At 60.7% G+C, this 11,961-nt stretch carries 13 protein-coding genes; 6 read left to right on the top strand and 7 right to left on the bottom strand.

The features are described from left to right. Positions 1-78 precede the first annotated feature (78 nt). The 4 genes from CKW24_RS22165 to CKW24_RS22150 all read left to right on the top strand — a co-directional run bounded on the left by CKW24_RS22165 (position 79) and on the right by CKW24_RS22150 (position 1,761). Positions 79-534, top strand: a complete 456-nt coding sequence (locus tag CKW24_RS22165) for a YkvA family protein (RefSeq protein ID WP_095170310.1) — start codon at positions 79-81, stop codon at positions 532-534. Between the two features lie 115 nt (positions 535-649). Beyond that, on the top strand, positions 650-991 hold the full coding sequence (locus tag CKW24_RS22160) for a helix-turn-helix domain-containing protein (protein WP_095170364.1): 342 nt from the start codon (positions 650-652) through the stop codon (positions 989-991). Continuing rightward, positions 988-1,359, top strand: coding sequence for a hypothetical protein (locus CKW24_RS22155; RefSeq protein WP_003179080.1), 372 nt, complete (start codon positions 988-990; stop codon positions 1,357-1,359). The genes CKW24_RS22160 and CKW24_RS22155 overlap by 4 nt, the downstream gene beginning before the upstream one ends. After that, the gene (locus CKW24_RS22150) at positions 1,360-1,761 is read left to right on the top strand and encodes a sel1 repeat family protein (RefSeq protein ID WP_095170309.1); all 402 of its coding nucleotides are present in this window, start codon (positions 1,360-1,362) and stop codon (positions 1,759-1,761) included. 240 nt (positions 1,762-2,001) lie between these two features. Here the strand turns inward: CKW24_RS22150 and CKW24_RS22145 are convergent, their stop codons facing one another. Further along, positions 2,002-4,089 carry a carboxy terminal-processing peptidase gene (locus tag CKW24_RS22145; RefSeq protein ID WP_177440690.1) on the bottom strand — a complete coding sequence of 696 codons (2,088 nt, stop codon included), beginning with the start codon at positions 4,087-4,089 and terminating at the stop codon, positions 2,002-2,004. A gap of 138 nt (positions 4,090-4,227) precedes the next feature. On the opposite strand from CKW24_RS22145, the gene CKW24_RS22140 reads away from it, so the two are divergent. Further along, complete coding sequence (locus CKW24_RS22140) at positions 4,228-5,190, top strand: zinc-binding dehydrogenase (protein WP_095170307.1); 963 nt, start codon at positions 4,228-4,230, stop codon at positions 5,188-5,190. 55 nt (positions 5,191-5,245) lie between these two features. Here CKW24_RS22140 and CKW24_RS22135 read toward each other — a convergent pair whose 3' ends face one another. The 6 genes from CKW24_RS22135 to CKW24_RS22110 form a co-directional block, all read right to left on the bottom strand. Then, the gene (locus tag CKW24_RS22135) at positions 5,246-5,899 is read right to left on the bottom strand and encodes an HAD family phosphatase (protein ID WP_095170306.1); all 654 of its coding nucleotides are present in this window, start codon (positions 5,897-5,899) and stop codon (positions 5,246-5,248) included. A 34-nt stretch (positions 5,900-5,933) separates the two neighbouring features. Then, the gene (locus tag CKW24_RS22130) at positions 5,934-6,923 is read right to left on the bottom strand and encodes an ABC transporter ATP-binding protein (protein ID WP_095170305.1); all 990 of its coding nucleotides are present in this window, start codon (positions 6,921-6,923) and stop codon (positions 5,934-5,936) included. Further along, entirely contained in the window at positions 6,920-7,720 is an 801-nt protein-coding gene (locus CKW24_RS22125; protein WP_095170304.1) for an ABC transporter permease, read from the bottom strand. The genes CKW24_RS22130 and CKW24_RS22125 overlap by 4 nt, the downstream gene beginning before the upstream one ends. Beyond that, positions 7,707-8,570 (bottom strand): ABC transporter permease subunit, encoded by an 864-nt coding sequence (locus CKW24_RS22120; protein ID WP_174244591.1) that lies wholly within the window; start codon positions 8,568-8,570, stop codon positions 7,707-7,709. Before CKW24_RS22120 ends, CKW24_RS22125 begins: the two co-directional genes overlap by 14 nt. Beyond that, positions 8,549-9,355, bottom strand: coding sequence for an alkaline phosphatase family protein (locus tag CKW24_RS22115; RefSeq protein WP_095170302.1), 807 nt, complete (start codon positions 9,353-9,355; stop codon positions 8,549-8,551). Before CKW24_RS22115 ends, CKW24_RS22120 begins: the two co-directional genes overlap by 22 nt. A 140-nt stretch (positions 9,356-9,495) precedes the next feature. Continuing rightward, positions 9,496-10,563, bottom strand: coding sequence for an ABC transporter substrate-binding protein (locus tag CKW24_RS22110; protein ID WP_095170301.1), 1,068 nt, complete (start codon positions 10,561-10,563; stop codon positions 9,496-9,498). A gap of 362 nt (positions 10,564-10,925) precedes the next feature. Between CKW24_RS22110 and phnR the strand changes: the two genes are divergently transcribed. After that, positions 10,926-11,639, top strand: coding sequence for a phosphonate utilization transcriptional regulator PhnR (phnR, locus tag CKW24_RS22105; RefSeq protein ID WP_095170300.1), 714 nt, complete (start codon positions 10,926-10,928; stop codon positions 11,637-11,639). Positions 11,640-11,961: the final 322 nt, after the last annotated feature.

Here is an 11,961-nt window from a genome sequence, read left to right as displayed (position 1 = left end):
GGGCTTTGAGGCCTGAAAAGCGGCTCTGTTCACAAGGTTATCCACAATTTGTGTGGATAACATTTCAGTGGAGGCATGATGAAAACACCCTGGAATTTCGCTCGGTTCCTGCCCCTGGCCGGTCGCTTGATCAGTCGTGGCCGTTTGCCGACTCTGCTCTTCGCAGTGGCCAGCAAGGGCGCCACTCAGGGTTTCCGGCTGGGCAAGCTCAAGGACGACCTGCGCTTGCTGCAGGCGTTGTGCCTGGCGTACTGGCGTGGCGAGTACCGGGCCATCAGTCCCAAGGCCCTGGTATCGGTGGTGGCCGGCCTGATGTACTTCCTTAGCCCCTTGGATGCCGTTCCAGATTTCATCCCGATGTTCGGCATGCTCGACGATATCGCCGTACTGGCATGGCTGATGAAAACCCTGGATGACGAGTTGACTGCCTTTCGCCTCTGGCGCAACCGCCAGCACCCGGAAAAACTGGTGAACGTCGAGCGCCTGCCCGATTCGCCGGAGCAGTTGTTGCTTCAACACCCGAAAAAAACCTGAATCGAATCAGATCTATCCAGAGATTGATACGCCCCAGCGACCTTAGCGACTGTTAGGATTACACTTCAATGGAAAAGTGCCGACTCGCTAAGTGTTGTTGTCCTACGGGGTAGTCATGGATATTCAGATAATCACACGTGATGGTGAACCCGAGTACGCGGTGTTGCCATGGGCGCAGTATCAAGCATTATTAAAAGCGGCAGGCGTCAAGGAGCAACCACCGCGTGCAGCTACAGTCCCGCACGCGGCCACCTCGAACCCGGTTCTTCCGGGCCTCGATCAACTGCGTCATCTACGCGAAGAGCAGGGCATTGCCATTGAGGCGTTGGCCCGCACCGTAGGCATCAGCCCTTCCTACCTGGCCTTGATCGAAAGTGGCGAGCGCCAGCCCGACGCCGCGATTCGTCGCAGCCTGGCCTGGGAGTTGAAGGTGCAGGGTTGGAGGGATGAATCGTGAGCGTACGGATCAGTCGTCAACATTGGGACGGTTTGCTCGGTGAACTGGATCAGGCGCGCCGCCAGCGCCACCTGCTGACCTATCGTGCGCTGCTGGAGCGGTTGCAGTTGCCGAGCCCGGCGATGCAAACCCTGACGGCCGCCCTCGAGCACCTGGCGGCGTTGGACGCTCGGGCTGAGCAGCCGCTGCGCAGCTCGCTGGTGATCAGCCAGGGCGCGAGCCGGTTGCCGCGCACGGGGTTCTTCGAGTGTGTGGAGCGCCTGGGACGCTTCTCCGGGCCGTCCGACGGCGTAGCTGCAGCGTCCTGGCATGCTTCGGAAGTGGTTCGGGTGTTTGAGTACGAATACCCTGAATCTGCGGAGGCCTGAGTGTTGCTACGACTCAAGGCACATGTCAGCTACTGGCTGGCTCGTCGGTTGTTTCACTGGTCCTGGTTTGTCCGTCAGCCGCGGGGCTGGGCCTGGCTGGAAGGGCAGTTTGCGCGCATGGCCAACTTGGGTGATGTGGGCGCGCAGAGCTTCTATGGTCACATCCTGACGTTTCGCGGGGTCGGTCTTGGGGCTCGCGAGGAGGGTGTGCGTTTGTTGCGCCTGGCGGCGTTGGCGGGCGATGGCAAGGCGGCCTATCAGGTGGGTGTGATCAGTCTGGCGGGGACGCCGAGCAAGGCTCCGGATCCGCTGGAGGCGGCTCGCTGGTGGGGGTTGGCGGAAAAGGCCGGGCATCCGTTGGCTGCGATCAAGTTGCGGGAGTTGGCTGCGCGGGCTGGTTGATCTGGGTGTAGATCCGCTCCTGCGGTTATGGCGGCTTAGGGTTGGGTCCCCTTGTGGGAGCGGGCTCGCCCGCGATGGCGATCTCCGACAAACCACAAATCTGGCGAATACCCCCAATCCCCTGCAGCAGCTGCCGAGCCCCCCAGGGTCTGTATACGACCTGATCAGACAAGAAACTAACGACCAGAAAAAACCGGGCAAGCCCGGTCTTTTCTGGTCAGCGTGTTGCTTGGGTGGCCATTACTTCCTGTTGCTGGCGACCGCGGTGTTGAGTTTCAGGTAGTCCAGCAGGATCCGCCCGGTTTCGCTGAGGTAGGCGTCGTCTTCCGGCTTGGTCTTGTCTGGCTCGGCCGCGATGGCGTCCTCGTCTTCTTTTTTCAGTTCCTTGAGCGGCTCTTCGCCTTTGGCTTTGCGGCGGATGTTTTCCATCGTCAGCTGTTGGGCTTCGATATCGGCATGTTGTGCGCGGCGTTCGGCTTCGTTGAGGCTGACGGTTTTTTCCGCCATCAGCTTCTGGGCCAGGGCCAGTTTGTCGCGGATGAAGACAAACTCGGCATCCTTGGCGGTGCGCTCGTCATGCTCGGACTTGAGCTGGGCGAGGAAGGGTTTGAACGGGTCGACGGCCGGTTTGATCGCCGGGCGGATGGTGTCCCACGGCATGGCTTCCGGCAGGGCGCTTTCGCCGATTTCCTTGGTGTCGATGATCGACGGGTAATCGATGTCCGGCAGTACGCCCTGGTGTTGGGTGCTCTGCCCGGAAACCCGGTAGAACTTGGCCAGGGTCAGTTTCAGTTCGCCATGATTGAGCGGCTGAATGGTCTGTACCGTGCCTTTGCCGAAGGTCTGGCCGCCGATGATCAGTGCGCGGTGGTAGTCCTGCATGGCGCCGGCAAAAATCTCCGAAGCCGAGGCTGACAGGCGGTTGACCAGCAAGGCCATCGGGCCTTTGTAGAACGCCCCCGGGTTTTCGTCTTCGAGTACATCGACCCGGCCATCGGCGTTGCGCACCAGGACGGTCGGGCCCTTGTCGATGAACAGGCTGGTCAGTTCGGTGGCTTCCTGCAGGGAGCCGCCGCCGTTGTTGCGCAGGTCGATGACCACGCCGTCGACTTTTTCCTTTTGCAGTTCGGTCAGCAATTTCTTGACGTCGCGGGTGGTGCTCTTGTAGTCCGGATCACCGGCACGGAACGCCTTGAAGTCGAGGTAGAAGGCCGGGATCTCGATTACGCCGAGTTTGTAGTCCTTGCCATCCTGCTTGAGGTTGAGCACGGATTTTTTCACCGCCTGGTCTTCAAGCTTCACCGCTTCGCGGGTGATCGGCACGATCTTGCTGGTCTGGTCGTTGGGCGCATTGCTGGCCGGAATCACTTCCAGGCGGACCACGGTGCCTTTCGGCCCACGGATCAGCTTGACCACTTCGTCCAGGCGCCAGCCGACCACATCGACCATTTCCTTGTTGCCCTGGGCGACACCGATGATCTTGTCCGCCGGCGCGACCAGTTTGGTCTTGTCGGCTGGACCTGCAGGCACCAGGCGCACGACCTTGACCTGGTCGTTGTCGCTCTGCAACACGGCGCCGATGCCCTCGAGGGACAGGCTCATGTTGATGTCGAAGTTTTCCGCGTTATCCGGTGACAGATAGTTGGTATGCGGATCGTAGGACATGGCGAAGGTGTTGATGTACGCCTGGAAGATGTCCTCGGCGCGGGTCTGGTCCAGGCGCGACAATTGGTTCTTGTAGCGTTTGGTCAGGGTTTCCTGGATCTGCTTGGAGTCCTTGCCGGCAATTTTCATGCGCAGCACTTCGTCCTTGACGCGTTTGCGCCACAGGTCGTCGAGCTCGGCATTGGATTTGAGCCACGGGGCCTCTTTGCGATCGATCAGCAAGGTTTCCTTGGCGTTGAAGTCGATCTTGTCCACGCCTTTGTTGAGTTCTGCCAGGGCGAACTGCAGACGCGATTTGACCCGGTCCAGGTAGCGCTTGTAGATGGTGAACCCGGGGTTCAGGTCGCCACTCTTGAGGAAGTCGTCAAACTGGGTTTTCCATTTGTCGAATTCACCAATGTCGCTGGCCATGAAGTAGCTGCGCGATGGATCCAGCAGCTTGAGGTAGCTGTCGTAGATGATCACCGAGCGCGCATCATCAAGGGGCGGCTTGCTGTAGTGGTGGCGCTTGAGCAGCTCGACGACGTTCAGGCTGGCGATCACCTCGTCACGGTCGGGCTGAAGCTTGTCCCAGCTATTGGCTGCGAATGTATCGGGCGCGAGCGATAAGCTGCCCAGGCCGATGAGGAGAGCGAGTGCGGTGCTGGGGAACAAATGCTTCATGCCGATTCGACGCGGGGACAATTGATAACGCATATTAGGCCGTCTTTGAAGTCGCCGGTTCCACAAGGACCGGTCGCATAATGCAAAAAGCCCGGCGCTATAGCATCGGGCTCAGTCCAGACTCACTATGGAGGCACTGTGAAGGCATTGCAAGGCGTTGAGGGACATGTGGAGTGGGTTGAAGAGCCGGCTCCGGTCTGTGATGTGGGGCAAGTTCGCATCCGTGTTGCGGCCGCGGGGTTGAACCGGGCCGATCTGCTGCAGCGAGCGGGGCTCTATCCTGCGCCTGCGGGTGCCAGCCAGGTGCTGGGGCTGGAGTGCTCGGGGGTCATCAGCGAGGTGGGCCCGGGCTCGACCTGGCAGATTGGTGACCGGGTGTGCGCGCTGCTGGCCGGGGGCGGGATGGCCGAGGAGGTGGTGGTCGATGGTCGCCACGTCCTGCCGGTACCTGAGGGCTTGTCGTTGGTCGAAGCGGCGGCGCTTCCGGAGGTGTACAGCACTGCCTGGCTGAATCTGTTTCAACTGGCTGCGCTCAAGCCCGGGGAAAAAGTCTTGCTGCATGCCGGCGCCAGTGGCGTAGGGTCGGCAGCTATCCAGCTGTGCAAGGCGTTTGGCAACCCGTGCTGGGTCAGTGTCGGCTCGGCCGATCGGTTGGCCTATTGCGAAGCGCTGGGCGCCCAGGGCGGGGTGGTGCGCACCGATGGTCTGGAGGGGTTGAGCGATCTGGGACCGTTCGATGTGATCCTCGACCCGGTCGGCGCCAACTACGCGGCGTTGAACCTGAAAGTGTTGGCTCGGGACGGACGCTGGGTGTTGATTGGCCTGATGGGCGGCCGTGATGCCAAGCTCGACCTGGCGCAAGTGCTGGCCAAGCGGATCCAGCTGTTGGGTTCGACCCTGCGCAGCCGCGACGAGCAGTTCAAGGCCGATCTGTTCAGCGATCTCAGCCAGCACGTCTGGCCATTGTTCGCCGAAGGCCGCTTGAGCCCGCAACTGGCCAAGACCTTCCCGATCAAGGATGCCGAGGCGGCGTTTGCCGAACTGGCGACCAATCAGGTGTCGGGCAAGCTGGTGTTGGTGATTGACGAGAGCCTGACCTGACGACATTGCACTGAAACGGTGGGAGCGAGCAGGCCGCTCCCACACAGGTATTCGATTACTTCCAGTGGTGAATCGGCCAGCCGGCTTGTTGCGCATGCTCGCGCAGCACTGGGTCCGGGTTGACCACGTGGGGGAAGTCGACCTTGAGCAGCAAGGGCAGGTCGTTGCGGGAGTCGGAATAGAAACTCGCGCCCTCGAGATTTTCTGCTTCGGCGTCCAGCCATTCCAACAGGCGGGTGATTTTGCCTTCGCGGTAGGTCAGGGTGCCGACGGTATGGCCGCTGTAGAAACCGTTGACCAGCTCCAGTTCGATACCCAGCACCTCATCGATGCCCAGGCGCTCGGCGATGGGCTTGACCAGGTGGGTGCCCGAGGCGGAAATCACCAGGATCCGGTCGCCGGCCTTGCGGTGGGCGGCGATGGTCTTGGTGGCATCGCTGAAAATGATCGGCTCGATAAAGTCTTCGACCCAGGGCCCTACAAGGTGCTCGACCTCTTGCGGGGTACGGCCGATCAAGGGTTCCAGGCTGAAGGCCATGAACTCTTCCATGGCCAGCTTGCCGTGGCTGTAGGCGTCCATCAGTTCGTTGTTGCGGCGCATGAACGACTCGCCGTCGACCCAGCCCAGGCGGGCCATCTGCTCACTCCAGAGGGTGGCGCAGTCACCGTGGATCAGGGTTTCGTCCAGATCAAAAATTGCCAGGGCCATCAGTGCTCTCTCTTCAGCTCATTCGTTGACATCATCAGGCGACCTCACACAGGGCGCTCGGATCAATGGACAGTGCCAGGCGTTGACCGTCGGCATGCAAGTCAGCCGCCGAACGGTTCAGTACATCCACCACCAACTCCACACCGCGCGACTCGACCCGATAGCGAATCACGTTGCCCAGCAGACTGTGGCTGCGGATCAGGGTATCGGGTTCGCCCGTGCGGCTCAGCACGATGGCCTCCGGGCGAATCGCGATGCGGCTGTTGACGGGACGTTGCAGCAGTTTACTGGCACTGGCGGCATCAAGCAGGTTGTAGTTGCCGATGAATCCGGCGGCAAACACATCCACTGGCGCAGTGTAGAGGGTCTCTGCGTCGCCACTTTGTACGATTTTTCCCTGGTTCATGAGGAATATTCGATCAGACATGGTCAGGGCCTCCTCCTGATCGTGAGTGACGAAAATAGTCGTCAGCCCCAGCTCACGCTGGATCTGGCGGATCTGTTCGCGCAGGTGCTTGCGAATCCGCGCATCCAGTGCCGACAGCGGCTCATCGAGCAGCAGCAGGCGTGGACGGGTGACCAGGGAGCGGGCCAGGGCCACGCGCTGGCATTGGCCGCCGGACAACTGGTGCGGATAACGCGCGGCAAAGTCAGTCAGCTCCACCAGTTGCAGTACTTCCTGTACGCGCTTGTGGCTGTCGTCGGCATTGACCTTTTGCATGCGCAAGCCGAAGGCGACGTTCTGTTCCACGGTCATGTTGGGGAACAGCGCATAGCTCTGGAACACCATGCCGATCCCACGTTTTTGTGGGCTCAGGGGCACCAGGTCCTGGCCCTCGAGCAGGATCTTGCCGCCATCCACCGCGGTCAGCCCGGCAATGCAGCGCAGCAGGGTGGACTTGCCGCAACCCGAAGGGCCGAGCAGGGTGACGAACTCGCCCTTGTGGATTTCGCAGTTGATGTCGCTGAACACCGTGGTGCCGGAGTAGTTTTTTTGCAGGTGTTGGACGCTGACATAGCTCATTGGCTTTTGTCCTTGTTCAAGATATTGGCAGCCCAGGTCAGAACCAGCACAAAGAGGAAGTAGGAGATCACCAGCGCGCTGGTGAAGTGGCCACTGCTGTTACGCATGTTGTTGAGGTACACCTGCAGGGTTTCGTAGCGGGTGCCGACCAGGATGTTGGCGAATACAAACTCGCCAAACAGGAACGAGAACGACAGCAGCAACGCCACCATCAGACCCTTGCGCAGGTTCGGCAGCACCACCAGGAACGCCGCCTGGAAGGTGCTGGCGCCGAGTAACTGGGCGGCGTCCATCAGGTCGCGCAGGTTGATTGCCTGCAGGTTGTTGGTGATTGCCCGGTACATGAACGGCAGCGCCACGGTGAAGTAGCAGCCCACCAGGATCCAGGGCGTACCGACCATGGCGAACGGCCCGGAACCGTAGAGTTGCAACAGGCCCACCGAGGACACCACCGGCGGCACCGCGAACGGCAGCAGGATCAGGATGTTCATCAGCGCATCGAGTTTCGGGAAGTGGTAGTGCACCACGAACAGCAGCGGCAGGATCAGCACCACCGACAGGATCAGCGCCCCGACGCAGACCAGCAGCGACTGGCCGAAGGCGTTGAGAAAACGCGGGTCGCTCCACAGTTGCAGGTACCACTTGAAGCTGAAGCCCGAGGGCAGGATGGTCGCCGACCAACTGCTGGAAATCGAGTAGATCAGAGTGCCAACCAGCGGCAGTAACAAGATGGCAAACAGCAGGTAGACCACCACGCGGTGATAAAGGGCCGCAGAGCCGGGTTCAGCGCGAGACATGGTAGCTCCTCTTCAACAGTAACTGATGGACCACGGTCACCACGGTCATCAAGGCCACCAGCACCACGGCCAGGGCACTGGCCAGATTCGGGTCCAGGGAAATGTCACCTGAAACCATCGCCGCGATGCGGATCGGCAACACGTTGAAGTTGCCGGTGGTCAGGGCGTACACCGTGGCGTAGGCGCCCAGGGCATTGGCCAGCAGGATCACGAAAGTGCCGAGCAGGGCTGGAGTCAGCACTGGCAGGCCGATGTGGCGCCAGTACTGCCAGCCGTTGGCCCCCAGCAACTCGGCGGATTCGCGCCAGTCTTCGCGCAGGGCGTCGAACGCCGGGTACAACAGCAGTACGCCCAGGGGAATCTGGAAGTAGGTATAGAGGATGATCAGCCCGGTTTTTGAGTACAGGTTGAAGTCCTCGATGATCCCGGCCTGCTTGAGCATGATGGTGATGCTGCCGTTGAAGCCCAGCAGGATGATGAAGGCGAAGGCCAGGGGCACGCCGGAAAAGTTGCTGGTCATGTTGGCGAAAGCGTTGACGAAGTTGCGCAACCTGGAGTCGACCCGACGCAGCGAGTAGGCGCCGAGGATGGCGATGACAATGCCGAACAGGCTGGAGTAGAAACTGATTTCCAGACTGTGCTGGATCGCTTGCAGGTAGAACCTGGAGCTAAAGATCTTGTTGAAGTTGGCCAGGCCCCAGCCGAACTCTTCCGATTGCAGGCTGTTGATCAGCACCCAGCACAGCGGGGCGATCTGGAACACGAAAAAGAAGATCGCAAAGGGCACCAGGCACAACGCTGCCAGCCATTTGCCGCGTGTGATGGCATTCACTTGAGCAACTCCCGGCATACAGGTTTGTCGTGGGGTATGCCGAGCAACTGGCACACCGTGCCGCACAGTTCGAGCTGCCTGGGAGCGGCATCGGGGTCGAGGCTGAAGGCATCGCCAATCACAAACAGCGGGACCTCCCGTTCCTCGGCCAGCAGGCCATTGTGGGAGCGGTCGTTGTTCATGCCGTGGTCGGCGGTCACCAGCACCTGGTAACCGGCGTCGAGCCAGCCTTGCAGGTAGTCGGCCAGGATGATGTCGGCCGAGCGGGCACTGTTACGGTACTGCGGGGTGTCGAGGCCGTGCTTGTGCCCGGCGTCGTCGATGTTCATCGGGTGCACCAGCAGAAAGTGCGGGGCATGTTGCAGGCGCAGGTGCTCGGCGTCGGCGAACAGGTGCGAATCCGGGTAATGGTCGGACCAATAGAAGTGGCCGTACTGGATCGGCAGTGCGGGCTCGGCGGTGTGGCGATCCCGGGCTGCGACGAAAGGGCAGCGGTTGTACAGCTCGCTGACCCAGTGATAGGCCGCGGCGGCGGTGGTCAGGCCGGCGTCACGGGCGTAGTGATAAATGCTGCGCTGGTGCGACAGACGCGCGACGTTGTTGTGGACGATGCCGCTGTCGATGGGCGTGACCCCGGTCAGGATCGTTTCGTAGAGCGGGCGCGACAGCGCAGGAAGCTCGCAGGTGAGTTTGTACAGGGCAGCTCTTTGCGCCTGCACATAGGCCTGCAAATGCCCCATGGCATGCCGCGCGACTTCGTAGTTGAGACCGTCGAGAACGACAAGGATGACGTTGTGACTCATGGCACTGAAACTCCGTACATCGGTAACTCGAAACATCGTAATTCGTTGTAGGAGCGAGCTTGCTCGCGAGAACGGCCTGACACCCGAGAGGGTCTTCGAATGTCAGGTCGCCATCGCGAGCAGGCTCGCTCCTACGGGGGTTATTTCATTTCGACGATGACTTCTTCGTTCCACTTCTGTGGCAAGGCCTTGGAGGTTTTTTCCCAGGCGTCGGCGTCCTTGATCGGGGTCACGCCTTTGTACTGCTCGTTCGGCAGCAGCTTGGCCTGGATCTCGGCGGGCAGGGTCAGGTGTTCGGCACGGATTGGCCGGGCGTTGCCTTTGGCCAGGTTGATCTGGCCCGCATCGCTGAAGATGTACTCACGGGTCAGCTTGGCGGCGTTGGGGTTCTTCGCGTATTTGTTGATGATCGTGGTGTAGCCGGAAATCACCGAGCCATCGGACGGGATCAGCACGGTGTAGTCATCCGGGTTGGCCATCTTGGCCTTGTAGCTCAAGCCGTTGAAGTCCCAGACCACGCCAACCTCGACCTCGCCTTTCTCCATGGTAGCGATGGTCGGGTTGGCCATCGACAGGCGGCCCTGCTTGGCGATTTCGGCAAACATCAGCAGTGCTGGTTGCAGGTTCTTCTCGTCACCGCCGTTGGCCAGGGCCGCTGCCAGTACACCGTTGGCAGCCTGGGCGGCGGTGCTCACGTCACCGATGGAAACCTTGTATTTGCCGGTCTTGAGATCGGCCCACTTAGTCGGCGCAGGGGAGCCGTGCAGCAGCTTCTTGTTGACGATAAAGGCGATGGTGCCGGTGTAGGCCAGGGCCCAGTTGCCATCTTTATCCTTGGCCCAGGCCGGTACCTGGTCCCAGGTCGAAGGCTTGTAGGGTTGCACCACACCTTGCTTGACTGCGATCGGGCCGAAGGCCGCTCCGACGTCGCCGATGTCGGCGCTGGCGTTGTCTTTTTCCGCGGCAAACTTGGCGATTTCCTGCGCCGAGCTCATGTCGGTATCGATGTGCTTGAGGCCGTAGGTCTTGGCCAGGTCTTCCCAGGTGCCTTTCCAGTTGGCCCAGTCATCGGGCATGCCGACACTGTTGACCGCGCCTTCCGCTCGCGCAGCGGCTTCCAGGGTTTTCAGATCGGTATCAGCAGCCATGGCGGCGGTGCACATGGCAATGGTCGAGCCTAACAGGGATGCCAGGAAAAGCTGTTTCATCGAAAGCTCCTTTGGGCGTATTCAACGCTGCGTTTTTATCGAACGTTTGCGGTTGGGTTGGTCTAGGTCAGCAATACCTGAGCCAATTTAGGTGGGCTGGATGACACTTTGATGTCGGCGGCCCCAGCCCAGGGCTTTTTTTCGCTCGCTAGGGGTGACAACGAGATAAGCGTAGACCATCGGGAGGAGGCCGGTTTAACGGGACTTGGCCGCACAATTGCAGTGCTTAGATGCTGCCGTTGGGCGGCTTTGTCATCGATCAGTCATATGTTGTGCCTAGGCTTGCACTAGCTTAGAGGAGGCGTTTTTTGGCGCACTCCGGCCCCGAAACAGTGCTGGTCTAGTCCAGAAAGGTAACCTTGATGCGTGAAGAGGCAACCCGCGCGGTGACAGCCATTGGCCAAGTCCTGCAAGAGCAGATCGACCACGGTCTGCTGGCGCCTGCCAGCAAGCTGCCGGCCGAGCGCAAGCTCAGTGAGCTGTTCGGCACCACACGCATTACCGTGCGTGAAGCGCTGTTGCAACTGGAGGCCCAAGGCCAGATTTATCGGGAGGAGCGCCGTGGCTGGTTCGTCTCGCCACCCCGGCTGGCTTACAACCTGATGCAGCGCAGTCACTTTCACGCCATGGTCAGTGCCCAGGGGCGGGAGCCGTCGACCGAGGTTATCTCGGCGCGTCTGCAGCCGGCGTCGGCAGCCGTGTGTGCTTGGCTGCAGCTGCCGGCGCTGTCGAGTGTGATCCAGATCTGCCGCGCTCGGCGTATTGATGGGCGACTGGTGCTGTATGTGGAGCACTACCTGAACCCGCAGTATTTCCCGGGGATTCTGCAGCTGGATCTGAATCAGTCGATTACCGAGTTGTATGCCCGGCATTACGATTTGCACTATGGGCGGGTGCGCTTCGAGATCGTGCCGACCTCACTGCCGGTGGATGCGGCGGCGGCCTTGCGGGTGTCGCTGGGCAGCCCGGGGTTGCGCATCGCCCGGGTCAACTACGATCAGCATCAGCGGTTGATCGATTGTGACCTGGAGTTCTGGCGGCATGATGCGATTCATGTCGGGGTGGATGTGGTCTAGCTGCCGCCACAATGTTGAATGCTCCGTTTCCATTGCGGTATCGGTATCTACATAACTGTGGTGCGACGTTGCATTTGTGGGCCTCTGGGGTGTTGGATCAGGCGGAGTACATATCCATTCTTGCGGTAACGGCCTCCTATGGTTCCGCCTGACGGCGGCTCACTTTTGAACAGCGCAAAAGTAAGCAAAACGCTCTTACCCCACCACTCGGTGCCTCGCTTAGGCTCGGCATGCCCGTACTCCGACATTGATTTGGGGGGCCGCCGCAATGGGCCCTCCCTGGCCCAGTGCGGCTAAACCGGCGTCCTGCCGGTTTACCCCC

This window comes from Pseudomonas sp. Irchel 3H3 (assembly GCF_900187635.1).
Taxonomy (GTDB): Bacteria; Pseudomonadota; Gammaproteobacteria; order Pseudomonadales; family Pseudomonadaceae; genus Aquipseudomonas.
Note: the sequence above shows the minus strand (reverse complement) of the source record. Positions and strands in the feature narration are given on the sequence as shown.

Coding starts and splice junctions, on each gene's coding strand:
- CKW24_RS22160 (WP_095170364.1), top strand. CDS start 650: ATGGATATTCAGATAATCACACGTGATGGTGAACCCGAGTACGCGGTG.
- phnR (WP_095170300.1), top strand. CDS start 10,926: ATGCGTGAAGAGGCAACCCGCGCGGTGACAGCCATTGGCCAAGTCCTG.
- CKW24_RS22130 (WP_095170305.1), bottom strand. CDS start 6,923: ATGAGCTATGTCAGCGTCCAACACCTGCAAAAAAACTACTCCGGCACC.
- CKW24_RS22135 (WP_095170306.1), bottom strand. CDS start 5,899: ATGGCCCTGGCAATTTTTGATCTGGACGAAACCCTGATCCACGGTGAC.
- CKW24_RS22145 (WP_177440690.1), bottom strand. CDS start 4,089: ATGAAGCATTTGTTCCCCAGCACCGCACTCGCTCTCCTCATCGGCCTG.
- CKW24_RS22165 (WP_095170310.1), top strand. CDS start 79: ATGAAAACACCCTGGAATTTCGCTCGGTTCCTGCCCCTGGCCGGTCGC.
- CKW24_RS22110 (WP_095170301.1), bottom strand. CDS start 10,563: ATGAAACAGCTTTTCCTGGCATCCCTGTTAGGCTCGACCATTGCCATG.
- CKW24_RS22120 (WP_174244591.1), bottom strand. CDS start 8,570: ATGCCGGGAGTTGCTCAAGTGAATGCCATCACACGCGGCAAATGGCTG.
- CKW24_RS22115 (WP_095170302.1), bottom strand. CDS start 9,355: ATGAGTCACAACGTCATCCTTGTCGTTCTCGACGGTCTCAACTACGAA.
- CKW24_RS22125 (WP_095170304.1), bottom strand. CDS start 7,720: ATGTCTCGCGCTGAACCCGGCTCTGCGGCCCTTTATCACCGCGTGGTG.